Genomic DNA, 23,549 nt, shown 5'->3' with positions numbered 1-23,549 from the left:
CATGAAGTTCGAGCTCTCCACCTTCCTCGGCCTTTTCCCTGACCTGCCGACAGGTCATATCGGAAGCGGTGCCCTCGCGCGGGGTGCTGCAACTGTGCTGAGGGCTGCCACGGCGCTGGCCGCGTCGTCTGCGTTGACCGCATGGCCGGCGATGGCGCAGACCACGCCGGCCCCCGCCCAGAACGCACCGTTTCCCGGGGGGCCGACCACGCTGATCGTGCCTTATGCCGCGGGCGGCCTCACCGACAACCTGGCCCGTGCCCTGGGCCAGCGCCTCGCCGAGCGCTGGGGCCAGCCAGTGGTGGTGGACAACCGCGCCGGCGGCGGCTCGGTCATCGGCACGGCGGCGGCGGCCCGTGCGCCGGCGGACGGCCGGACCCTCCTGGTGACCAGCTTCGGTTTCACCACCAATCAGTTCATGGTGCCCAACCCGCCCTACAAGCAGAGCGCGCTGGAGCCGCTCGCGATGATCGCCGTCGCCCCGGCCATCCTGTTTGTGCATCCCTCGGTACCGGCCGACGACGTGCCGTCGCTGGTGAAGTACATGCGGACCTCGGGCAAGCCCTTCAGCTTCGCTTCGTCGGGCAATGGCTCGAGCCCCCACATCGGTGCCGAACTCTTTGCTTCGCAGATCGGCGTCAGCATCGTCCACGCGCCGTACCGCGGCAACGGGCCCGGCCTGAACGACCTGATCGGTGGCCAGGTGCAAGGCATGTTCGACTCGAAGGCCGCGCTGTCCTTCGTCAAGGCCGGCAAGCTCAAGGCGATCGGCATCAGCTCGCTGAAGCCCTCGACGCTGGCGCCCGATCTCAAGCCGATCGCGCAATCGGGCGTGCCCGAACTGGCCAACTTCGCGACCGCGAGCTGGTTCGGCGTGCTGGTTCCCGGGGCCACGCCGAAGCCGATCCAGAACCGTCTCTACGCCGACATTCGGGCGGTGCTGGACACGCCGGACATGCGCGCAGCCATCGACCGGGCGGGCGTCGAGCCGCTGCCCATGACCCAGGCCGAATTCGCCGCCTACCTGAAGTCGGAGGCCGATCGCTGGGGCCCGGTAATCCGGGACAAGAACATCAAGGCGGATTGAGACCATGCAAGCACATGAACCCCTGGCGCTCGCCGACCTAAAGGTCGAGGGTCGCCTCACCGGACGGCGCGTCCTCGTTACCGGCGCTGCCTCTGGCATCGGCCGCTCGGTGGCGGAGGTCTTCCTGCGCGCCGGAGCGCGCGTCGCGTCGCTGGACCGGCGCCGGCCGGAGGGTCTGTCAGGCGAGGCGCTCTGCCTCGAAGCCGACGTGACCAATCCCGAGGCCGTGGAACGCGCGGTGGCCCAGGCCGCCGAGGCCTTCGGCGGCCTCGACGGCCTCGTCAATGCCGCCGGCATCGCCAACACCGAGTGGGCCGACCAGGTCAGCCTAGCGGACTGGAAGCGCGTGCTGGAGGTGAACCTCACCGGCAGCTTCATCGTCTGCCGCGCCTGCCTGCCCCGTCTACGTGGGGCCGGCGGCGGCACCATCGTCAACTTCGCCTCAGGCCAAGGCCTCGCGCCCTTCAAGCAGCGCAGCGCCTACGCGGCCTCGAAGGCCGGCGTGATCTCGCTCACCCGCTCCCTCGCGATGGAATGGGCGCCGCAGGTTCGCGTCAACACAGTTTGCCCCGGTGCGGTCGATACGCCCATGGTGCGCGGCGGCTACAGCCCGGAGGCGCTGCGCGAGCAGGTCGGCCCGCGTTACGCGCTCGGTCGGATCGGCGAGCCACACGAGATCGCGCTGGCAGCGCTCTACCTGAGCAGCGCCGAATCTTCCTTCGTCACCGGCATCGTGCTGGCAGTCGACGGCGGGCGCAGTTACCACTGAACTGGAAAGGACAAAGGAGATTTCATGAACTGCCTGATGCAACAACACCCTCTGCTGCTGTCCGGACTCATCGACCATGCCGCGGCCTTTCACAGCGACCGCGAGATCGTCAGTCACATGCCGGACGGCAGCACCCATCGCAGCAACTGGCGCGACGTGCAGCAACGGGCCAAGCGCCTGGCCAATGCCCTGACGCGCCTGGGTGTCGGCGCCGGAGACCGGGTCGCCACGCTGGCCTGGAACACGCACCGCCACCTGGAGCTGTACTTCGGCGTTTCGGGGATGCAGGCTGTCCTGCACACAGTCAACCCGCGACTCTTTCCGGAGCAGATCGCCTACATCGTCAACCACGCCGAGGACGGCTATGTCTTCTTCGACAACAGCTTCGCCGCGACGCTGGCCGAACTCGCGCCCCAGCTCGGCCAGGTCAAGGGGTTCGTGGCGCTCTGCGAGCGTTCGCAGATGCCGGATGTGAAGCTGCCCAACCTGCTCTGCTACGAGGAATTGCTGGCGGACGCTTCGCCTGATCTCGAATGGCCCGTCTTCGACGAGAACGCCGCCTCGTCGCTCTGCTACACCTCGGGCACCACCGGCAATCCGAAGGGCGTGCTGTACAGCCACCGCTCGACGGTGTTGCATTCCTTCACCGCGTGCGCGGCCGACGGCCTGGCCATCTCTGCGCGCGACAGCGTGCTGCTGGTGGTGCCGCTCTTTCACGTCAACGCCTGGGGCGTGCCCTATGCAGGCGCGATGTGCGGCGCCAAGCTGGTGCTGCCCGGGCCGCATCTGTCGGGAGAGAACATCTATCGCTTGCTGCGCGAGGAGCGCTGCAACTTCTCGCTGGGGGTGCCCACGGTGTGGCTGGGCCTGTTCGACTACATCGAGCGCAACCGCGCCACACTCGACCTGTCGGAGATCGCGCTCAAACGGCTGATCGTCGGTGGCTCGGCGGCGCCGCGCGCCTTGATCCAGAAGTTCGAGGAGCTCTTCGGCGCCTACGTGATCCATGCCTGGGGCATGTCCGAGACCAGTCCGCTGGCGACCATCGGCACCCTGCTCGACAAGCACCGCGACCTGACGCTGCCGCAGCGCTACGACGTGCAGGCCAAGCAGGGCCGCGCCATCTACGGCGTGGCGATCGAGATCTTCGGCGAGGATGGTCAACCGCTGCCGCACGACGGCAAGGCCTTCGGCGACCTGAAGGCACGCGGGCCCTGGGTTGCTTCGGGCTACTACCGTGCCGACGGCGACGCGACCGATGCCGCCGGCTGGTTCCCGACCGGCGATGTCGCCACGCTCGACGCCGACGGCTTCGTGCAGATCACCGACCGCTCGAAGGACGTCATCAAATCCGGCGGCGAATGGATCTCGTCCATCGACCTCGAGAACGCCGCCGTGGCACATCCCGAGGTGCAGGAGGCGGCCGTGATCGGCGTGGCTCACTCGCGCTGGCAGGAGCGCCCGCTGCTCCTGATCGTGCCCAAACCCGACGCGCGGCCCACGCGCGACGACATCCTGGCCTTCATGTCGGACAAGGTCGCCAAGTGGTGGATGCCCGACGACGTGGTCTTCGTGGACGCGCTGCCCCATACCGCCACAGGCAAGTTGCAGAAGCTCAAGTTGCGCGAACAGTTCAAGTCTCACCAGCTTCCGACCGACGTGGCCCCGAGCGGCCCCGCCGAATAAGGCGCGCGACGTTCCGCGCAGTACCAGGACTCCCTACATGACACATCTCGACGAAACCCAGACCATGCTGCGCGACAGCGTGCAGGCATTCCATGAGAGGCATCCGGCCCCCGCACGCGTGCGTCGCCTCCGAGACCAGGCCATCCCTTTCGACCGAAGCGTCTGGCGCGAGATGGCGGAGGCGGGCTGGAGCGGCGTGCTGGTACCCGAATCGCTCGGCGGCCACGGCCTGGGCGCGGCCGAGGCGATGCTGATCGCCAGCGAATTGGGGCACGGCTTGGCACCGGAGCCCTATGTGGCCTGCGGCTTGATGGTGGTGCAGGCACTCGTGCCGATCGCTACCGATTCGGCGCCTGCGCGTGCGCTGCTTGATCGGGTACTCGCGGGCGAGACACTGGCCGCGCTGGCCTGGCAGGAAGCCGCCGGCGCACTTGAGATCGAGGACGTGCGGATGCGCGCCGTCCGCAGCGGCGAGAGCTGGCGGCTGGAAGGGGCGACCAAGTGCTTCGTGCCGCTGGCCGACGCCGCCGATGGCTTCCTCGTCTACGCGCTGGAAGACGGCAACCCTGCGCTGTTCTGGATCACCCAGCCCACCGCGATCCGCACGACCCGCACTGTCGACGGACTGAACTTCGGCGAAGTGGATGTCGAAGGCCTCACGCTGTCGGCCGATGCCAGGCTCGCGAGCGGCCCGGCCGTGCGCGATGCGATCCAACAGGCGATCGAGCTGGCCCGCCTGGCCAGCGCCTTCGAACTCGTAGGTGCGGCCGAGCGCGCACTGGAAGCCACCGTGACCTACACCTCGCAGCGCGTCCAGTTCGGCAAGCCCATCGCCTCGTTCCAGGCGCTGCAGCACCGCATGGTCGACATGTGGATGCATTGCCAGCTGGCGCGCGCCTCGGCCGAGAACGCGCTGCTGGACTGGGGGCGCCCGGCCGACGATGCAACGCGCATCCAGTCGCTGCGCGCGGCGCGCGCCCGCGCCGGCGCCACGGCGCTGCTGGTCGGCAAGACGGCGATCCACCTGCATGGCGGCATGGGCATCGCCGATGAAACCGACATCGGCCTGTGCCTGAAGCGAGCGCTTGCGCTGTCGGCCTGGCTCGGCAATCCGCTCTGGCAGCGCGGCGAGTTCCTGGATGAGCTGATGAAGACCGGCCGCGTGAACCAGTCGGACAATTCGCCCCTGGCGGTGCCCGAGGACGTCGATGTGGCCGAGCTTCCCGACGACGAGTTCCGCCGCGTGTTGGCAACCTGGATCGCCGCCAACTACCCGCCCGAAAAGCGCTTCATGAAGAAGCGCGCTTTCTACGCCGACATCTCTGACTGGTACCAGGCCTTGTCGAAGAAGGGCTGGCTCGCGCCCTCCTGGCCGAAGACGGCGGGCGGCATGGGTCTGTCGGCGACCAAGCAGGTGATCTACGCCGAGGAGATCGCGCGATACGGCTGCGCCCGCATTCCCGACCACGGCCTGGCCATCGGCAAGCTCCTCCTCGCGCACGGTACGCCCGAGCAGATCGACTACCACCTGCCACGCGTCCTGAGCGGCGAGTTAATGTGGTGCCAGGGCTACTCCGAACCCAACGCGGGCTCCGACCTGGCCAGCCTGCGCACGCGCGCCGATCTTGATGGCGATTTCCTCGTGGTCAACGGCCAGAAGACCTGGACCACGCTGGGCCCGGGGGCAGACTGGATGTTCGCGCTGGTGCGGACCAGCAAGGTCGACGGCGCCAAGCAGCGCGGCATTACCTTCCTGCTGATCGACCTCAAGACACCAGGCATAAAGGTGCGACCCATCGTCAACCTCAAGGGTGAGGGGGAATTCAGCGAAGTGTTCTTCGACAACGTGCGCGTGCCTGTCGCGAACGTCGTGGGCCGCATCGACGACGGCTGGAGCGTTGCCAACTCCTTCCTTCGCGAGGAGCGGATCTTCTTCGGGACGCCTCGCCAGTGCGAGTACGCACTGGCCCAGCTCGACCGGCTGGCCGAGGCCACGAACGCGCTCGCGACGAGCGACTTTCGGGACCGCTACGCGCAGCTCGTGCTCGATGTGCGCGATCTCAAGTCCGCCTTCGAACGCTTCATGGGGCGACTGCGCGGCGGCGAAGAGCTCGGGCCGGAGGTGTCGTACCTCAAGGTCTGGGGCACCGAGACCTACCAGCGCATCACGGACGAGCTGGTGCAGCTCGCAGGCGACCACGGCGGCCAGATGGACGATGTGGTCATCGGCGGCATCGCGGCCGACGTCATGAACCAGTACCTGGATTCGCGCATGCCTGCCATCTTCGGCGGATCGAACGAGATCCAGCGCAACATCCTTGCCAAGCAGATCCTGGCGCTGCCTTCGGGCCGTGCCTGATACCCCTGCCAAACCTTTCACCAACGACAAGCAGGAGATACAGGAATGAAGAACTTTCGGCACTCCATCGCGGCCTTGCGTGCCGTGCTCGCCACGGCCGGCCTGGTCGCGATCACCGGCCTGGCCCATGCTCAGATTTCGGACGACATGGTGCGCATCGGCCTCATGGGCGATCTGAGCGGACCGTACTCCGGCAACGGCGGACCCGGCTCGGTGCTCGCCGCCAAAATGGCCATCGAGGACTTCGGCGGCAAGGTCAACGGCAAGCCGGTAGAGCTGCTGACGATTGATGACCAGAACAAGCCTGACGTCGGCCTGAACGCCGCACGCAAGTGGCTGGAGACGGACAAGGTGGACGCGATCGTCGGCGGCTCGGCCTCGTCGATTGCGCTGGGCGTACAGACCTTGATGAAGGAGAAGCAAAAGCCCTACCTGATCGCCGGCACTGTCTCCTCCGACCTCACCGGCAAGGCCTGTTCGCCGATGGCCTTCCAGTTCCTGGTCGACACCTACTCGCTGCCCAAGGCCGGCGTGCAGACGCTGATCGACAAGGGCATCAAGACCTTCTTCTTCGTGACCGTTGACTACGCCTTCGGCGCGGCGCTGCAGGCCGAGGCCACGCGCTTCATTGAACAGGGCGGCGGAAAGGTGGTGGGAGCGGTCAAGCATCCGCTGGGCACCACCGACTTCTCGTCCTATCTGCTGCAGGCGCAATCCAGTGGTGCCAAGGCGATCGTGATCCTGAACGCCGGGCTCGACCTGTCCAACTCGCTGAAGCAGGCGGCAGAGTTCCGCATTACCAAGAGCGGTCAGAGCGTGAGCGTGTTCGGCATGACGATCAACAGCGTCGCCGCGATGGGCCTGGAGACCGCGCAGGGCCTGAACATCACCGTGCCCTTTTACTGGGATCGAGACGAAGCCTCGCGTGCCTGGAGCAAGCGCTTCATGGAGCGCAACAGCGGCGTGGTGCCGACCTACATCATGGCGGGCGTTTACAGCGCCGTGACGCACTACCTGAAGAGCGTGCAGGCGGCCGGCACCGACACCGGCCCAGCTGTGGTGGCGAAGATGAAGGCCACGCCAGTGAACGATTTCATGTCCAAAGACGTGAAGATCCGGGAAGACGGCCAGGTGATGCGCCCGGTGTATCCGGTCGACGTGAAGAGCCCCGCGCAGTCCAAGGGCAAGAACGACTTCTACACGGTCGGCGCGGCCATCCCCGCCGAGAAGGTGTTCCGTCCGCTGTCCGAAGGCGGCTGCGATTTCGTCAAGAAGTAAGCACGACCGGGCGGGCCACATGAGCGTGAGACAAGAGATCATCGGCGACACGCGCGACCGGCTGGGCGAATGCCCGGTCTGGGATGCGCGCGACCAGTCGCTGTACTGGGTCGACTCCAAGGCCAGGCTGGTGAGGCGCATGTCGCAGGGCCAGTACAAAGAATGGAGCGCCCCGAGCGACGTCGGCTCGATTGCGCTGACGCGCAGCGGCCGGTTGGTGCTCGCGCTCGAGGACGGCTTCCACCTGCTGGACCTGTCGACCGGCGCCGTGCGGCAGTTGGCCGAGGTGCGGCACAAGGGCCCGGCCATGCGCATGAACGACGGCCGCACCGACCGGCAGGGCCGATTTGTTGCGGGCTCGATGGTGATGGGCCGGCACGATCCCGATGGCGCCTACTACCGGCTGGAGGCCGATGGCAGTGCGACGCAGCTCTTCGAGGGCATCGCGCTGGCCAATGCCACCTGCTTCAGTCCTGACGGGCGCCGGCTCTATCACGCTGACAGCCTGAGCGGCAACGTGAGCGTGGCCGACTACGACCCGGTCACCGGTGCCGTCGGGCCGCGCCGCACGCTATTCAGCACGCAGCCCCACGGCTCGGGGCCCGACGGTGCCACAGTGGATGCCGAAGGTTGCCTGTGGATCGCGCTGGTCCAGTGCGGCAAGCTGGGCCGCTTCCAGCCGGACGGCCAGCTGCTCACGCTGCTCGATGTGCCCACGCCGTTCCCGACCTGTCCCTGCTTCGGCGGGCCGGATCTGGATGTGCTGTACCTGACCAGCATCCGCAACACCGGCAACCTGCTGCGCAGCGACCATCCGGATGCAGGCGCGCTGTTCGCCTTCCACGGGCTGGGCGTGCGCGGCTTGCCCGAGGTGCTGTTCGACGACCGGAGACTTTCATGACGAACCCTGCGTGCGCCACCGACTGCATCCTTCGCACCGAAGGTCTCAGCAAGGAGTTCCTCGGCTTTCACGCCGTGAAGAACGTGTCGCTAAATATCCGGCGCCACAGCATCCATGCCCTGATCGGCCCCAACGGCGCCGGCAAGACCACCTGCTTCAACCTGCTGACCACCTTCATCCCGGCCAGCGCCGGGCGCATCTACTACAACGAGCGCGACATCACCAAGAGCGACCCGGCCAGCGTCGCGATCGGCGGCATGGTGCGATCCTTCCAGATCTCGGCGGTGTTCGGGCAGATGAGCGTGCTGGACAACGTGCGCGTGGCGCTGCAGCGCAAGGCCGGGGGCACCTTCGCCTTCTGGCGCAGCGCACGGGTGCTGGAGCGCCATACGGAGCGAGCGCGCGAGCTTCTGGCCGCGGTCAACCTCGAGCCCTACGCAGACCTGTCTGCCGCCGACCTGTCGTACGGCCGCAAGCGTGCGCTGGAACTGGCGACCACACTGGCGCTGGAGCCCGAACTCATTCTGCTCGACGAGCCGATCGCCGGCTTGGGCCACGAGGACATCGGGCCGGTGACGCGCCTGATCGCACAGGTCGCCAGGGACCGGACCGTGCTGATGGTCGAACACAACATGAAAGTGGTCGCCGAGCTGTGCGACCGCATCACGGTGCTGCAGGCCGGCGAGGTGCTGGCCGAGGGCAACTACGACGAAGTCTCGAACGACGCGCGCGTGCGCGAAGCCTACGTGGGAGGCGCTCATGCCTGAACAGAATGTGCCCTGCCTGGAGGTACGCGGCCTCACCGGCTTCTACGGCGAGACGCAGGCGCTGCACGGCATCGACTTCGTGGTGCAGCCAGGCGAGGCGGTATGCCTGCTAGGCCGCAACGGTGCCGGAAAGACCACCACGTTGCGTGCGGTGGTGGGCCTTCTCGCCAAGCGCCGAGGCCACATCGCGATCGACGGCCGCTCCACCCAAGGCATGGCGCCCGAAGACATTGCGCGCCTGGGCGTCGCCTATTGTCCCGAGGAGCGCGGCATCTTCGCGAGCCTGGACGTCGAAGAGAACCTGCTCCTGCCCCCGGTGCTGGTGCCCGGCGGCATGACGATCGACGAGATCTACACGCTCTTCCCCAACCTCAAGCTGCGTCGCAAGAGCCCCGGCACGCGGCTCTCGGGCGGCGAACAGCAGATGCTGGCGATCGGCCGCATCCTGCGTACCGGCGCCAAGCTGCTGCTGCTGGATGAACCCACTGAGGGATTGGCACCGGTGATCATCGAGAAGATCGGCGAGGCCATCCGCATCCTGCGTCAGCGCGGCTTCACCATCTTGATGGTGGAGCAGAACTTCCGTTTCGCCTCGGGTGTGGGCGACCGCTTCTACGTGATCGAGGAGGGCAGGGTCGTCGAGCATTTCGACCGGCAGACGCTCGCCACCGACCACGCGCGGATCGAAGCGCTGCTCGGCGTCTGACGCCAACCGACAAAAGAACCACAGAGAGACACCCTATGCCGGACACATTGTTTGGATTCCCACTGGCCGCCATCGCCGGCCAGGTGCTGGTGGGCATGATCAACGGCTCGCTCTATGCGTTGATGAGCCTCGGCCTGGCGATCATCTTCGGGCTGTTGCGCGTGGTGAACTTCGCGCACGGCGCGCAGTACATGCTCGGCGCTTTCGTCGCCTGGGGCCTGCTTGAATACCTGGGCCTGAACTATTGGTGGGCGCTGGTGCTGGCGCCGCTGATCGTCGGACTGAGCGGTGTCGCGCTGGAGCGCACCCTGCTGCGCCGGCTCTATCACATCGACCATGTCTATGCACTGCTGCTGACCTTCGGCTTCGCGCTGATCCTCGAAGGCGTGTTCCGCTACAAATTCGGCGCCACCGGCCAGCCCTACCCGAATCCGATCGCGGGCGGGCTGGACACGCCGATGGCCTTCTTCCCGTGGTATCGGCTGTGGGTGATCGCCGCCTCGATGGGCATGTGCATCGTGACCTGGTTCGTGATCGAGCGGACCAAGCTCGGTTCCTACCTGCGCGCTGCCACCGAGAACCCGAACCTGGTGCGGACCTTCGGTGTGCGCGTGCCGCGCATGCTGATGCTCACCTACGGCTTGGGCGTAGCGCTGGCGGGATTCAGCGGCGTGATGGCCGCGCCTATCTACCAGGTGAATCCGCTCATGGGCTCGCAGCTCATCATCGTCGTCTTCGCGGTGGTGGTCATTGGGGGCATGGGCTCGATCATGGGCGCGATCGTGGCCGGCTTCGGCTTGGGCGTGCTCGAAGGCATCACGAAGCTGGTGTATCCGGACGGCGCCGGAATGGTGGTGTTCGTGGTCATGCTGATCGTCCTGGCCGTGCGTCCGCAGGGCCTGTTTGGCAGCCTGCGCTGAAACCACACGAAGGAGACAACATGACCCCTACACCCTCATTCTTCGAACGTCATCGGATGGCCCTGCTGGCCGCCGGCGCGCTGGCGCTGCTCGTCGCGCCGTTCGTGGCCTATCCGATCTTCCTGATGAAGCTGATGTGCTTCGCGCTGCTCGCGGCCTCGCTGAACCTGATGATCGGCTACGTCGGACTGCTGTCCTTCGGGCATGCCATGTTCTTCGGCTCTGCCGGCTACGCGACAGCGCATGCCGTCAAGGTCTGGGGCTTCGACCCTGCACTGGGCGTGCTCTTCGGTGCGGCCGTGGCGGCGGCGATCGGCGCCACCACCGGCGTGCTGGCGATCCGCCGCGCGGGCATCGCCTTCTCGATGATCACGCTGGCCTGCGCGCAACTGGTCTATTTCATCGCGCTGCGCTCGCCCTTCACGGGCGGTGAGGACGGCATCCAGAACGTCCCGCGCGGCAAGCTCCTCGGCCTGCTGAGCCTGCAGGACAACCTCACGCTCTACTACGTGATCATGATCGCGGCGGTGGCCGCCTTCTGGCTCATCTGGCGCGTGGTGCATTCGCCATTCGGACAGGTGCTGACCGCGATCCGCGACAACGAGCCGCGCGCCATCTCGCTGGGCTACCGGGTCAATCGCTACAAGCTGCTGGCCTTCACGCTGTCGGCCGCGCTGGCCGGCATGGCCGGCGGCATGAAGAGCATCGTGTTCCAGATCGCCACGCTCACTGACGTGAGTTGGGTCACCTCGGGCGAAGCGCTGCTGATGGGTATCGTCGGCGGCCTGCAAACGATGCTCGGCCCGGTGGTCGGCGCCCTGGTGGTTGTGACCATGGCCAACCAGTTGTCCGCCTTCGCAGAGGCGGTCATGATCGTGCAAGGCGCCGTCTTCGTGGTGGTGGTCATGCTCTTTCGACGGGGCATTGTGGGCGAGATCAATGCCTTTCTGGAGCGGCGCGCGAGACTTGGCAAAGCCTCCGAGCCGTCCGCGTTGCCGCCGCGGACGCCACGTGCCGGCCAGGCCGCTTCCCCCACCACGGCACCTGAAGGGACTCCATGACCTTTCACCTCGTCACATGCACGGGAGCCGGCCATGACTGAGCCTTCCGACCACCTCTTGCTGGAGGGCCGGCTCGCCCTCGTCACCGGCGCCGCCGGCGGCATCGGCCGCGCCATCGCGCAGTGCTATGCACGAGCTGGTGCCCGCGTGGTGCTGGCCGACCTGCGGGCCGAGGATTGCAGGGCCGACGTGCGCGAGATCGTCGAATCGGGCGGGAGCGCCTGGGCTTTCGCGCTGGACATCACAGACGTGCCAGCCTGCACCGAACTCGCCGAGCAAATCGGTCGCGAGATCGGCCCGCTGGACGTGCTGGTCAACAACGCCGGCATCCTCCTGCGGGAAGGCATCGACACGCCCGACGCGCATCGCAAGATCCGCCGCGTGTTCGATGTCAATGTGCAGGGCGGCTTCAACGTGTTGCATGCCTTCCTGCCGGCGCTGCGCATGACGCGTGGCTGCGTCATCAACATCGCCTCGGGCGCGGCGTTCATCGCGCAGGCCGGCTGCATCGGCTATTCGGGCTCCAAGGGGGCGGTGAAGATGCTCACGCAATCGATGGCCGTCGACCTCGCGCCGGATGGCATCCGCGTGAACGCGATCGCACCTGGCGTGATCGACACGGCAATGACCGAGGCCACCCGGGCCGACCCGCGGCGGCTGCAGGGCTTCCTGCACCGCACGCCGCTGGGCCGCGTAGGGCGGCCCGAGGAGATCGCCGAGCCGGCGTTGTTTCTCGCTTCAACAATGGCCAGCTACATCACCGGAGTCACCTTGCCGGTCGATGGCGGAGTGCTGGCTGCATGACAAAAGGACCCAAACCCATGACTAACGAACATTGTGGAATGCGATTCATCCTGACCGGCGCGGCGCGCGGCATCGGGCAGGCGATGGCCGAGCGGCTGGCGCGCGATTCGCTGCAGCGCCACGGCCTGCCGGCGCGCATGGTGCTGGCCGATCTTCATCGCGATGAACTCGAGTCGCTTGCCGCGCAGTTGCGCCAGGACGGCGCAGAGGTGCATGCGATATGCGCGGACATGGCCGACCAGACGGCGCCGGACCGGCTGGTCGCGGCCGCGGCGGGGTTTGGCGGCCTCGACGCCGTCGTCAGCAACGCAGGCGCCGCGATTCCGGCATCCCTGCTCGAGGCACGGCTGGAGGACTGGGACAAGGTCTTTGCCTTGCACGTGCGCGCCGCCTGGTTGCTCGGCCGCGCGGCCCATCCGTTGCTCAAAGCCGCCCGGGGCAGCATGGTGGTGACGACTTCGATCTCCGGCAGCCAGCCGACCGCGCCGCTGGCCGCCTACAGCCCGAGCAAGGCCGCGGCGCTGATGCTGGTGCGGCAGATGGCGCTCGAATGGGGACCCGACGGCATCCGGGTCAACGCGCTGTCGCCCGGCGTCACGGAGACCCCGGGCACCGCGGCGGTCTATGCAGATGCCCAGTCGCGCGCGCAGCGCGAGGCGCGCGTGCCGCTGCGTCGCATTGCCCGGGCCGAGGACATGGCGAACGCGCTGTCTTTCCTCGTCGGTCCCGACGCCGGCTATGTCAGCGGCACCGACCTGCTGGTCGACGGCGCGCTGTCCAGCGTGCTGATGGGCAGCCTGAATATGTCCGGCTGGAAATCCGGCTGACCCGGCCTCTGCCGGCACGAACCGCCCTGGCGCGGAACCCTTTTGTTGATCACAGCCTCTATGGAGATGCGCATGAACTTCGAGACATCCAAGAATTCCAACACCGCCCCGGCCCCAGCCGGGCCCCGCACCCGACGCGTCGACGTCCTCGTGGTCGGTGGCGGCTTTGGCGGTATGTATGCCGCTTACCGGTTCCGCGAGATGGGCCTCAGCCTCCAGGCCTTCGAGGCCGGGGGCGACTTGGGAGGCGTCTGGTACTGGAACCGCTACCCAGGCGCACGAGTCGACCTGCCTAGCATCGACTACAGCTATTCCTTCTCGCCCGAGATCGAGCAGGAGTGGACCTGGTCAGAGCAGTTCGCGGCCCAGCCCGAGCTGCTGCGCTACATCGACTTTGTCGCGACGAAGCTCAGCTTGCGTCCGCACTTCCAGTTCGACACGCGCGTGAATCGGGCTAGTTGGGACGAGGCGCGCGCGCTGTGGGTGCTCAAGACCGACCGGGGCGAGACCTGGGAGGCGCCGTATTGCGTGATGGCGACCGGCCCGCTATCGATCCCCAAGGAGCCGGACATCCCCGGCGTGAAACGCTTCAAGGGTCGCCTACTGTATGCCGCCAAGTGGCCGCACGAACCCGTCGGCTACGAGGGTCAGCGCGTGGGCGTCATCGGCACCGGATCGACCGGTATCCAGATCGTGCAAGAGGTCGGGCCGCAGGCCGGCCAACTCTTCGTCTTCCAGCGCACGCCGAGCTTCACCATGCCGATGCGCAATGTCGACCTCGATGCCGAGTACGTGGCCGAGGTCAAGCGGCATTACGCGGGAATCCGCGAATCCGCACGCAACAGCGCCGTCGGCGGCACGCGGCCCCAATCGACGCGGGCCTTCTTCAGCGTCACCCGGGCCCAGCGCCAGGCCTTGCTCGAAGACGCCTGGAAGCAGGGTGGCCTCGCGATGCTCGGCACCTTCTCGGACCTGATGATCAACGAGGAGGCGAACGAGCAAGTGGCCGAGTTCGTTCGCAACAGGATCCCAGAGATCGTCAAGGATCCAGCAATCGCCGAGAAGCTCAAGCCCAAGGGCTATCCGATCTTCGCGCGCCGGCCCTGCCTGGATTCGAGCTACTACGAGACGTACAACCTGCCGAACGTGCACCTGGTCGATTGCCTCACCGACCCGATCGTCGAGATCACCGAAAAGGGCGTGCGCACCGAGTCGGGCGAGGTCGAGCTCGACATGCTGATCCTCGCCACCGGCTACGACGGACTCACTGGCGCCTTGACGGCGTTCGACGTGATCGGGCGCGACGGCCGCAAGGTGAACGACAAGTGGAAGGAGGGTGCGCGCTCGTACCTGGGGCTGATGATGGAAGGCTTCCCAAACCTTTTCATGACCACCGGGCCCAATGGCCCGGCGGCCCTCGCCAATATCGTCCGCATCAGCGAGCATGACGTGGACTGGATCGCCGGAGCCATCACGCACATGCGCAGGAACGGCCTCCAGACCATCGAGCCCACCCCACAGGCCGAAGAGGAATGGATGGGCGTCGTGCGCAACTTGGCCAAGCGCTCGCTGATCAACAAGGCCAAGACCTGGTGGGTCGGTGCAAATGTCAAGGACAAGCCGCAAGGGCTGACGCTGTTCACCGGGGGCTTCCATGCTTACCGGCAGTACGCGGCGGCAGCCGTGCAGGACGGCTACGCCAGCTTCAGCTTCGGACCGGCGAAGGCGGAGCGCGAACCGCGCTTCGCAGCGGCGGATCCAGTGGCGGGGGTGTGAGGCCGGCTGCACGGCGCTCAGGTAGATGGCAGCGCCCTCATTCCGACGCATCGGCCACCATCCACAGAAAGCTTGGCATCGAATCGAGTTTGGCTTTGAAGTCCTTGATCTGGCTCGTGGTGACGTATTCACCCGGCGCCGGCGCCTTGGTGCGGTCGAACAGCCCGACCTGGCTCATCAACACTGGGATTGGATGCGAGTACGAACAAGCCATTCGGTGCTGTTCGATGTCCGTGCCCCCCACACGCAGCCCATGATTGTTCACGGCGTGGTCAGTTCGATGCGCCACGCCTCGGCAGCAATGGCGCGGTGGCGCCGGAGCGCATCGCGCCCATCGCCTCGGCGAGCGCTTCTTGACGACCGCCAGCGCCTTGACCGAGCCACCGTAGTTGTTCTCCCAATGGGACCGGATCAGGCGCTCGGAGAGGGCGGTGAGCTTGGCCGCGTCAAAGGGCAGCGGCTTGAGGGTGTCGCTGGCCTGGAAGGCGGGTGCGATGGTCATGGCGGTCTCCTTGGACGGATCTGGGCTGGTTGCAGCTGCCACGACGTGGTGGAAGTCAGTGCGATGGCGCCGATGGCGGATGTCGCGATGAACTCGCGGCGGGAAGCAAAAGTCTCTGCATGCATAGCCGACTCCTCATGTGAACCTCACGTGTGTCACGTGCGACTGGCCAGCGGGTAGAGCACCAGCCCGGCCAACGCGGCGACGACCACGACGACCGGTTCCGGCACCTTCTTGAAACGCCACAGCACACCGACGGTGGTCAGTGCCAGCGCGGCCGTGGGGAGATCGGTTATCGACCGCTGACCGATGACGATCGCCGCTCCGGAAATTGCCCCGATGGCCGCGGCGGTCACGCCGTCGACGAAGGCCACGATGCCGGGACGCTTGCCGTGCTTCTTGAAGTACGGCGCAGGCAGGATGGTGAACAGGTAGCAAGGGATGAAGGTGCCCGCCGCTGCGACCACCGCACCCCAGAACCCCGAGACCAGGAAACCGATGAAGCCGGTAGTGATGACCACGGGGCCGGGCGTGATCATCGCGACGGCAACTGCATCGACGAATTGGCGGTCGGTCAGCCAGTGGTGCTCCTGGACCACGCCACCGTACAGGAAGGGCACGATCGCCAGGCCGCTCCCAAACACGAAGCTACCGGCATACGCGAAGAACGCGCCGATCTGGACCAGCTTGTGCCAGTCGAGCGCATCGATCGCGAAGAAGGCCACGATCGGGGCGGCGACGCTGTTGACGGCGCCGCCCGACATCCACTTCGGTGGCGCCCGCAGCAGCCAGACCAGCACGCCCGCGCCGAGGAAGACCCACACGATCTCGGACTTGGTGATCACCGTGACCGCCGCGCTCACGAGGAAAATGGCCCAGAGCAGCTTGTCCTTGCCGATGTTCTTCCTCGTGAGCTTGTAGGCGCTCATCGCGATGATCCCGATCACGGCGGCGCCGACGCCGTAGAAGACAGCCTGCATCCAAGCAATGCCGCCATAGGCCGTGTAGACCGCGCCGACGGCGACGACCATCAGGAACGACGGCAGCACGAACGCAATCCCGACCAGGGTCCATCGTTCCCAGGGTAACGGCAGCTACTGCCGAGTATTCCGTTTCGACAAAGCCTTTGCCTCGCGCGAAGCCGCCCGGCTATTTGCAGTCACCCAGGGCTGGCTGCAAACGTGGATGCCGCACCCCCCTGCGTGTTGATGACCTGCTGCCGCAGATCCAATCGGCCCTTGCCAGTTGCTGCGGACTCCCGATTCGCACGCCCGTGTTCCAACGGCGCGACCTTCGTTGCGTACCTTCATTCAGAAAGGCTCTTTCCATGAGCAAAAAAATCTACGTGGGCAACCTGCCCTATTCCGTGACCGATTCCAGCCTGGCAAGCAACTTTGCCGAGTTTGGCAGCGTCTCTTCGGCCAAGGTCATGATGGACCGTGAGACCGGCCGCTCCAAGGGCTTCGGCTTTGTGGAAATGGCCTCTGCCGAAGTCGCCCAGGCCGCCATCACCGGCCTGAACGGGATGTCCGTCGATGGACGCTCGATTGTCGTGAACCTGGCCCGCCCCCGCGAAGGGGGTAGCGGCTCGGGAGGCTACAGCGCGGCTGGTTACAGTGCAGCCAAACGCTCGGACATTGGCTATGGCACCGGTGGCTACGGCGGTGGTCGTTACTGAGCCCGGTAACTTCCTCTGAAAAACCGGCTCGCCTGAGCCGGTTTTTTTTCGCCCCGTTCGCAAGTGACGCGCTAGCTTTGGGATCCACCCTGGCCGGGATGCGGCCTACGCGGGAAAGCTGTCGCGGGACTCGGGACAGCTGGTGCCCCCGAATACGACGATCCTGAAGTGCCCGTATGCTGGCCGGCCTGGTATTGACCGGCCTGGTGAGATCGGTGATCTGCGCCCCCCGGGACCGGGTCTACGACCTGGCCGCGCCGAAACCTCGCCCCTTGGGTCAACGCAATTTTTGTCGGTGTGGGAAAATCGAAACCCCGGTGCATCCCTCGCCATATTGGTTGCCGGGTGGCATGCGGAGCGACAGCTATGGCAGCGATGGGCTGTTCCAGAGCGGCAGGTGCATCCGCTTTGCCAGGGCACGAGAGACTCACGTACATTTCCGAACTCCCCCGGGGCCGGCGGCGGGCGTTATAGCCTTAACGAGGAGCGAACAGATGGACGAAACCAATCAGCCTGAAACATCATCCACGTCAACGATCGTGGAGGCGCTCGACAAGAACAAAGATGCCACTGAGAAGGTCAAGAAGGTAGCCGATGACCTCCTGGTCGTGCAAGCGGTCCTCAAGGAAGAGCTCTCCCAAGATAACGTGACGGACGTCGTGGACTGTGCGGTTGAGCAGGCCAGCGAACTTCAAAAGCAGCTGACCAAATCGGCAGAACTGCTTGATGAGGTGAATGAATCACTTGAGCAAGCTGCCCAAGGCAGCGATGTTTCAAGCGGAGGTTCGGACCGGAGTTCGCCATCGCAGAGTGCGTCGCACATTGTCCAAGCGCATCGGCGGCTCGAATAGGCGGTTGACCTACAAGAGGGCAGGGGGCTGATCTGCGCTAATCGCGACCGCTATCAGCCCCGACGGGGCGATTTTTAACCGAGCGCCTCTGGCGTACCCCGATGCCGCTCAACACCATCCTCATCGAGGACAGCGAGACAATTCGCGAAAACCTGATTCCGACGTTGGCAGAGTTGGCCGACGCGCAGGTGATCGCGGTCGCCCAGACCGCTTCGGAGGCCATCGAGGCACTCGATCGGCACAAGCAGAAATGGGATCTGGCGGTCGTGGACCTTTTCCTGAAGGAAGGCTCCGGTCTAAGCGTTCTACGTGCCGCCCAGAACCGATCCCCGCATCAGCGCATGCTCGTTCTGACCAACTATCCGACGGCCGAAATTCGTCGAAGATGTCTTGCCCTCGGGGCGGACGGCGTTTTCGACAAGTCCACGGAACTTGAGGCCTTCTTCGATCTCTGCAGTTCCTACGGCGCATAGCCAGGAACGATCTTTCAACCCTGTATGGGAGATTTTGTATGACCACCGACCTTGAACTGAAGACTGAGCCCGTCATGAAAGCGTTTGCCGAACTCGACGCGCTGACGAGTCGGTTTCTCAGGCACCTTGGCGGTACGAACGTTGCTCCCCTGTGCCGCGGCCATGTCCAATCAATCTCCCCCGCTGCGGACAAGTTCACGGGGCAGTGCCTGGATACGCCCTACGTTGTTCGGTGGGGGGCCGTTGCTGTGGAGGGTCGGCCTACGCTTGAGGAGTTCGAGTTTGCAGCTCGGTACGAGGGTGAGCCCGTGGTCCTGGCGCGCGTCTATCTTGGACTCACGGGAAAGCTGTCGCTAGACTCGGGCCAGCTGGTGCCCCTGTGCGACTACGACGATCCGGAAGTCGCCCGCATGCTGGCCGGCCTGGTACTGACCGGCCTGCTGAGTTCGGTGATCTATGCGCCTCGGGATCGAGTCTATGACCCGGACGACCGAGAAGACTCGGGGCCCGACCTCGATCAAGCCTCAAGCTGACCAGCGGCGCCCTGGCCAGGCGCCGCTCCACGAGGGCACGGGGTCACGCCAAAGCGGCAAAAATCCGCAATTTCAGGCTCTTGAAATAACTGTAGGCCGCTCCTATTTCGCTGATCGGAAGCGCCGGAAACGCCTCCGGCGCTCTGTTCAACCTGAATGGAGGTACTCGCCATGTATCGATCACTTTTCCCGCGCGACCTGTTCGCCGAGATGGATCGCCTGCAGCGCGACATGCAGCAGGCTTTGGATCCCTCGCCGAGCATTCGTGGTCTGGGCCGCGGCTTCCCCGCGCTGAATGTCGGGGGCACGCCCCAGACCTTGGAGATCTACGCTTTCGCCCCTGGGCTGGATCCCGATGCTCTAGAGGTCACCCTCGACCGAGGCATCCTGACCCGGCAATCGTGAGCCCTTGAGCCCGAACGACGGAAACAACGAGGGAAGCGCTACTGTCCATATCAGCGAGCGCTTCGACGGCCCATTTCGCCGGGTGATTGCCCTTTCGGACGACGCCGACCCGGACGCGCTGAGCGCCACCTACCGGGACGGCGTCCTGCGCATCACCGTCCAACGCCGGGCGTCGAGCCAGCCGCGACGCATCGACATTCAGTGAAAGGAGCCAACATCATGAACGACCTTGAAACCCGCACCCCCGGCGCTTTGAGCTCGACGAAAAAGGACTCCCCTTCGTACGGCCCCGCGGCGCTCACGCCGGCCGTCGACGTGGTGGAAGACGGCTCAGGCATCACGCTCTACGCCGACCTGCCAGGCGTGTCGAAGGAGAAATTGCAGATCCAAACTGAATCCGACACGCTCACCCTCGAAGCCGAGCTCGACATCCCGGTGCCCGAGGGCCTTCAATCCACCCATACCGAGGTGGCACTGGGACGCTTTCGCCGAACGTTCAAGCTGAGCAAGGAACTCGATCCTTCCAAGGTGACGGCAAAGCTTGTGCGGGGCGTGCTGTCCCTGCGGATACCCAAGGCTGAGCATGCGCAGCCGAGGCGCATCCAGGTGGACGGCTGAGTCCAGCAACCGACAGAAACTTGTCGGTTGCGCCGACTTGAAACGCAGCAGATTGAGCGATATTCTCTCGCGCGCTGACGTTTGAAAGGAGATGTCATGTCAGTTGAATTCTTGAGGCAGATCGCAGCCACGCCACTTCCCAAGTCGTTCAACGCTGCGAAGGATATTGATGCCGTCAGGATCCTTCGGCAGGCTGGCTTGGTGCTGGCATTGGTGGACGCGCCCGCTCAGGGCGGCGCCAGGGTCCTTGCGGTGACGGAAAAAGGGCGCGACGAGCTTTTGCGATTTCACTACCCAAAGAACCACCGGCCCCGAGGCGTGGACTTCTGGTTGCCGCGGGCCGCACAACGCGCACGTGAAGCCATCAAGCGAGGTCTCGGCGGCGGGTAGCCCCGGCCGCCTTTTGCCTAACGGGCCGAAGCAAGGCCACAGCCCAGTCCTCCGGGCGACTGGCCCACGCTGAGAACCGGCAATCGGTCGCGGTTGAGTGAGAAGGAGGTAACCATGGCTCTGTCGACCGAAGCAGCTGAAGCGCTCGTGGCAGGCTATCTAGCGGGACGCACGTTGCCACCGGCTGTGCACAAGGCAGTGGTCCTTGCTGCCAGAGCACGTCTGATCGACGGCGATGTTCCGGCACTTGATGAAATGTTGTGCATCGTCATTGACCGTGGTGTTGAAGCCGAGCGCGCGATCGAAGATTTTCGCGTCACACCCATGGCACCACCAGAAAAAGGAGTTGATCATGTCTGCAAGATTTGAATCTTTCTTTGGAAACGCAGGTTGCAGCCCCAAGACGAGAAGCGTATGCGCCAGCCAGCGCGGCATGAGCGAAAAGGAGATTCAGGCGTACCTCGTCTCCCGCGACACGGTGCGCCGTATTCAACGAATTTCTTCACTCCTCCTTCCGCTTCGGGGCAGAGGTGTGGACCATCGGTCGCACTGAAGCGACATGCGCGTGGGTTGCTGTTCGCTATGCCTGACCAATACCGCCGCCTGGCCGTTTTCGTGGACCGCCCGAGTCCAGGAAGTTTCTTGTGGATCATCCTCGAAAGCACAGAAGATCCGGCAGTTTGGCTGGACCTCGAAACGGGCGATGACAAATTCGACAACTGGCTTGATGCGTACAACGCGGGCAATGCGGCTTTGCTGTCCTACGTAGACGATGAGTTGGTGGGTCCCGAGAACTCGACGCCAGAGGCTGACGATGAATATGACGATTGAATCGACCAATCGGCGCACGTCTTTGCCCACCCCTTCAAACGCTCGACGGGGGTCGCGTCCTCTGGTCCCACAGCAGAGGCGCTAGCATGCCACGCACAGGTGCGCGGCGACCACCAACTGCTCGGCCAGCCTGCACGTTCGGTGCCTTGCTGCATACGCTCCCAAGGACCGGTGAATCACATCGGCGTGGGCAGCGGCTAGTACGCGGCCATCCTCGCTGAACTTGTCGGACCGTAAGGTCAGGTCACCGCATACGAGGTCGAACAGAACCTTCAATCGGCCTCCTTAGTACCGTGGCGCTTTGCGCTTCGCGGTGGTAAAAATCACCTCGCGCGCCTCCCGTGATGTCAACATCAGTCCACCCTATGAACGTCCATCTGCAAGAACTCTTTGAACACAATCGTCAGTGGGCGGCGGAGATGGAGCGAGATCGACCCGGTTTTTTCCGGCGACTGGCATCACAGCAGAACCCGCGTTACATGTGGATCGGATGTAGCGATTCGCGGGTGCCCGCCAACCAGATCACCGGGCTTGATCCAGGGGAGGTCTTCGTGCATCGCAATATTGCCAATGCCGTGGTGGCCACGGACTTGAACTGCCTGTCAACCATTCAATTCGCCGTGGACCAGTTGAAGGTCGAGCACGTGATGGTGGTGGGCCACTACGGATGCGGGGGCGTCCTAGCTGCCTTGAACAACACGCGCGTCGGCTTGGCTGACAACTGGCTCAGTCACATCAAGGATGTCGCAGCCAAGCACAAGCAACTGCTTGAAAGCGCTCCGCTCGAGAGACGGCATGACCTGCTGTGCGAACTCAATGTCATTGAACAGGTCGTCAATGTGGCGGAGACCACGGTAATACAAGACGCTTGGTCGCGTGGACAGGATGTCACGTTGCACGGGTGGGTATACGGTATATCGGACGGACTCTTGAAAGACCTAGGGATGACCATCACAGGGCCTGATCGAATCGAGTCGGTGTATCAAGGGGTCTTGCGCCAAGGCTTATCGACAAGCTAACCCGGTCAGCGAAGCATGCGACGGACGAGGCTTCTGCAAGCAGGAGGCGAGCAAATATCCGCCGCGTGCGCATCTCGTTCCCAGCCCGCAAGCTCGCTCCAATCGGTGTCTTCACTTCCGGAACCCGGCGGGCAAACGACCTTCATCGCGCCCGCGCGGCGTCGGTCGAGTCCTGTACGAACGCAGTTCCATGGCCGCCGAGATTGTGCGCCGCAGCGTATAGCCAGCAGTTGCAATGGCGGAGCCTGGATCACCGGCGTTTGTGTTTATCGCGGCCCGCCATACACCTGTCGCGGATGCCCTCCTACGACGCAGGCGTGCACGGCCGAAGGCTCGTTGCACGCATTAGTGTTAGTGGAACACCCTGATGAGACAGGGGTTCGTTGCGGGAGCCGGCCGAGGGTGCGGCTCTTCAATCCGGGGTAGCCGAGCTAGGCTGGTGCCACGTACCGCTCTCAGCATCAACATGCAGTTGGGTCTCGCCACGACCGGAGGAAGCTAATCGGGGCGAAGACTGTCGGGAGCTCAGTCGCCGTGGGAACCATCCTACAAAACGTCCGACCGCCCACCCTCACAATCCGAAACAAAAGAGCGAGTATTGGGCGCCTCGGCGGGCGAGGATCGCGTGACCGCTCCGGAGAAATCATGGATCAACTGGACCATCCGCTGGACTCGAAGCAAGCCGAAGCCCAGCCGAGCAACGCCCTCGCACGTCAGGCGAACGCGGACCGAGTGGGGCGGGTGGCGCAAGTTGGACTCGAAGCGGCGGAAGCCCGATCCCGCCAAATCCTGGCCTCCATCAAGGCGTTTTCCAAGGGAGACTTTCGAGCGCGCCTCCCAGGCGATTGGCCCGGCACGGACGGGCACATCGCCGAAAGCTTCAACCATACCATCGCCCAGGCCGAACATTTCACTCAGGAGTTTGCCCGTCTGAGCGTCACAGTCGGCAAAGAAGGGAGACTGTCGCAACGGATCGCCGCTCCAGGGGCGCTTGGAAGCTGGGCGGCACAGGTTGACGCGTTGAACCGACTTGTCGACGACCTCGTGCGGCCCACCACCGACATCGCGCGCACCATCGGCGCCGTGGCCAAGGGTGACCTCGGTCAATCGATGGATTTGCAGGTCGATGGGCGCGCGCTCAAGGGCGAATTCCATCGATCGGCCAAGCTTGTCAACTCGATGATCGAGCAGCTGTCTGAACCGCACCGGCTTTCGAGGAGGCCTATTGGCTTGAGTCCGACCGGGATGGTCTGACTTCTCTTCTGGCTGTTCTGACTTTCATTATTCCAGCCCCCCGCAGGGGCCGCC

24 protein-coding genes and 2 pseudogenes are annotated in these 23,549 nt (G+C 64.9%); 24 read left to right on the top strand and 2 right to left on the bottom strand.

Translation table 11 applies throughout. The features are described 5' to 3' along the window. Window position 1: 1 nt before the first annotated feature. The 13 genes from ACSFBL_RS34530 (at window position 2) to ACSFBL_RS34470 (ending at window position 14,941) form a co-directional block, all read left to right on the top strand. A complete protein-coding gene (locus ACSFBL_RS34530; RefSeq protein ID WP_435520326.1) occupies window positions 2–1,087 on the top strand; it encodes a tripartite tricarboxylate transporter substrate-binding protein in 1,086 nt (361 codons plus the stop codon). Between the two features lie 4 nt (window positions 1,088–1,091). Beyond that, entirely contained in the window at window positions 1,092–1,856 is a 765-nt protein-coding gene (locus tag ACSFBL_RS34525; protein ID WP_435520325.1) for an SDR family NAD(P)-dependent oxidoreductase, read from the top strand. Between the two features lie 24 nt (window positions 1,857–1,880). Continuing rightward, window positions 1,881–3,542 carry a long-chain-fatty-acid--CoA ligase gene (locus ACSFBL_RS34520; protein ID WP_435520324.1) on the top strand — a complete coding sequence of 554 codons (1,662 nt, stop codon included), beginning with the start codon at window positions 1,881–1,883 and terminating at the stop codon, window positions 3,540–3,542. 37 nt (window positions 3,543–3,579) lie between these two features. Next, on the top strand, window positions 3,580–5,901 hold the full coding sequence (locus tag ACSFBL_RS34515) for an acyl-CoA dehydrogenase family protein (RefSeq protein WP_435520323.1): 2,322 nt from the start codon (window positions 3,580–3,582) through the stop codon (window positions 5,899–5,901). A 45-nt stretch (window positions 5,902–5,946) separates the two neighbouring features. Further along, window positions 5,947–7,179, top strand: coding sequence for an ABC transporter substrate-binding protein (locus ACSFBL_RS34510; RefSeq protein WP_435520322.1), 1,233 nt, complete (start codon window positions 5,947–5,949; stop codon window positions 7,177–7,179). Window positions 7,180–7,198: 19 nt separating this feature from the next. Further along, window positions 7,199–8,080 (top strand): SMP-30/gluconolactonase/LRE family protein, encoded by an 882-nt coding sequence (locus tag ACSFBL_RS34505; RefSeq protein WP_435520321.1) that lies wholly within the window; start codon window positions 7,199–7,201, stop codon window positions 8,078–8,080. Beyond that, the gene (locus ACSFBL_RS34500) at window positions 8,077–8,847 is read left to right on the top strand and encodes an ABC transporter ATP-binding protein (RefSeq protein WP_435520320.1); all 771 of its coding nucleotides are present in this window, start codon (window positions 8,077–8,079) and stop codon (window positions 8,845–8,847) included. The genes ACSFBL_RS34505 and ACSFBL_RS34500 overlap by 4 nt, the downstream gene beginning before the upstream one ends. Further along, on the top strand, window positions 8,840–9,553 hold the full coding sequence (locus tag ACSFBL_RS34495) for an ABC transporter ATP-binding protein (protein WP_435520319.1): 714 nt from the start codon (window positions 8,840–8,842) through the stop codon (window positions 9,551–9,553). The genes ACSFBL_RS34500 and ACSFBL_RS34495 overlap by 8 nt, the downstream gene beginning before the upstream one ends. Before the next feature lie 35 nt (window positions 9,554–9,588). Beyond that, window positions 9,589–10,473, top strand: a complete 885-nt coding sequence (locus ACSFBL_RS34490; protein ID WP_435520318.1) for a branched-chain amino acid ABC transporter permease — start codon at window positions 9,589–9,591, stop codon at window positions 10,471–10,473. Between the two features lie 20 nt (window positions 10,474–10,493). Beyond that, window positions 10,494–11,534 (top strand): branched-chain amino acid ABC transporter permease, encoded by a 1,041-nt coding sequence (locus tag ACSFBL_RS34485; RefSeq protein WP_435520317.1) that lies wholly within the window; start codon window positions 10,494–10,496, stop codon window positions 11,532–11,534. 33 nt (window positions 11,535–11,567) lie between these two features. After that, window positions 11,568–12,338: an SDR family NAD(P)-dependent oxidoreductase gene (locus ACSFBL_RS34480; protein WP_435520316.1), complete on the top strand. Its 771-nt coding sequence runs from the start codon at window positions 11,568–11,570 to the stop codon at window positions 12,336–12,338. 38 nt (window positions 12,339–12,376) lie between these two features. Then, window positions 12,377–13,165: an SDR family NAD(P)-dependent oxidoreductase gene (locus ACSFBL_RS34475; RefSeq protein WP_435520315.1), complete on the top strand. Its 789-nt coding sequence runs from the start codon at window positions 12,377–12,379 to the stop codon at window positions 13,163–13,165. A gap of 72 nt (window positions 13,166–13,237) precedes the next feature. Next, window positions 13,238–14,941: a flavin-containing monooxygenase gene (locus ACSFBL_RS34470; protein ID WP_435520314.1), complete on the top strand. Its 1,704-nt coding sequence runs from the start codon at window positions 13,238–13,240 to the stop codon at window positions 14,939–14,941. 37 nt (window positions 14,942–14,978) lie between these two features. Here the strand turns inward: ACSFBL_RS34470 and ACSFBL_RS34465 are convergent, their stop codons facing one another. After that, on the bottom strand, window positions 14,979–15,443 hold the full coding sequence (locus ACSFBL_RS34465; protein ID WP_435520313.1) for a hypothetical protein: 465 nt from the start codon (window positions 15,441–15,443) through the stop codon (window positions 14,979–14,981). 155 nt (window positions 15,444–15,598) lie between these two features. Further along, a pseudogene (gene chrA, locus ACSFBL_RS34460) lies at window positions 15,599–16,513 on the bottom strand (chromate efflux transporter); the annotation flags it as partial. A gap of 257 nt (window positions 16,514–16,770) precedes the next feature. Here chrA and ACSFBL_RS34455 point away from each other — a divergent pair. The 11 genes and pseudogenes from ACSFBL_RS34455 to ACSFBL_RS34405 all read left to right on the top strand — a co-directional run bounded on the left by ACSFBL_RS34455 (window position 16,771) and on the right by ACSFBL_RS34405 (window position 23,495). Then, on the top strand, window positions 16,771–17,121 hold the full coding sequence (locus ACSFBL_RS34455) for an RNA recognition motif domain-containing protein (protein ID WP_435520312.1): 351 nt from the start codon (window positions 16,771–16,773) through the stop codon (window positions 17,119–17,121). Window positions 17,122–17,615: 494 nt separating this feature from the next. After that, window positions 17,616–17,972, top strand: a complete 357-nt coding sequence (locus ACSFBL_RS34450; protein WP_435520311.1) for a hypothetical protein — start codon at window positions 17,616–17,618, stop codon at window positions 17,970–17,972. Window positions 17,973–18,073: 101 nt separating this feature from the next. Next, the gene (locus ACSFBL_RS34445; RefSeq protein WP_435520310.1) at window positions 18,074–18,445 is read left to right on the top strand and encodes a response regulator; all 372 of its coding nucleotides are present in this window, start codon (window positions 18,074–18,076) and stop codon (window positions 18,443–18,445) included. 38 nt (window positions 18,446–18,483) lie between these two features. Continuing rightward, window positions 18,484–18,978: a hypothetical protein gene (locus ACSFBL_RS34440; protein WP_435520309.1), complete on the top strand. Its 495-nt coding sequence runs from the start codon at window positions 18,484–18,486 to the stop codon at window positions 18,976–18,978. 171 nt (window positions 18,979–19,149) lie between these two features. Continuing rightward, a pseudogene (locus ACSFBL_RS34435) lies at window positions 19,150–19,588 on the top strand (Hsp20/alpha crystallin family protein). A gap of 14 nt (window positions 19,589–19,602) precedes the next feature. Next, the gene (locus ACSFBL_RS34430; protein ID WP_435520308.1) at window positions 19,603–20,001 is read left to right on the top strand and encodes an Hsp20/alpha crystallin family protein; all 399 of its coding nucleotides are present in this window, start codon (window positions 19,603–19,605) and stop codon (window positions 19,999–20,001) included. Window positions 20,002–20,097: 96 nt separating this feature from the next. Next, on the top strand, window positions 20,098–20,391 hold the full coding sequence (locus tag ACSFBL_RS34425) for a hypothetical protein (protein WP_435520307.1): 294 nt from the start codon (window positions 20,098–20,100) through the stop codon (window positions 20,389–20,391). 114 nt (window positions 20,392–20,505) lie between these two features. After that, window positions 20,506–20,760, top strand: a complete 255-nt coding sequence (locus ACSFBL_RS34420; protein ID WP_435520306.1) for a hypothetical protein — start codon at window positions 20,506–20,508, stop codon at window positions 20,758–20,760. 273 nt (window positions 20,761–21,033) lie between these two features. After that, window positions 21,034–21,222, top strand: a complete 189-nt coding sequence (locus ACSFBL_RS34415) for a hypothetical protein (protein WP_435520305.1) — start codon at window positions 21,034–21,036, stop codon at window positions 21,220–21,222. Window positions 21,223–21,587: 365 nt separating this feature from the next. Next, window positions 21,588–22,241: a carbonate dehydratase gene (can, locus tag ACSFBL_RS34410; RefSeq protein ID WP_435520304.1), complete on the top strand. Its 654-nt coding sequence runs from the start codon at window positions 21,588–21,590 to the stop codon at window positions 22,239–22,241. Between the two features lie 645 nt (window positions 22,242–22,886). Next, window positions 22,887–23,495, top strand: coding sequence for a hypothetical protein (locus ACSFBL_RS34405; protein WP_435520303.1), 609 nt, complete (start codon window positions 22,887–22,889; stop codon window positions 23,493–23,495). Window positions 23,496–23,549: the final 54 nt, after the last annotated feature.

The sequence above is a fragment of the Variovorax glacialis genome (assembly GCF_051216375.1).
Taxonomy (GTDB): domain Bacteria; phylum Pseudomonadota; class Gammaproteobacteria; order Burkholderiales; family Burkholderiaceae_C; genus Variovorax.
This window is presented reverse-complemented; position numbering and strand designations above follow the sequence as displayed.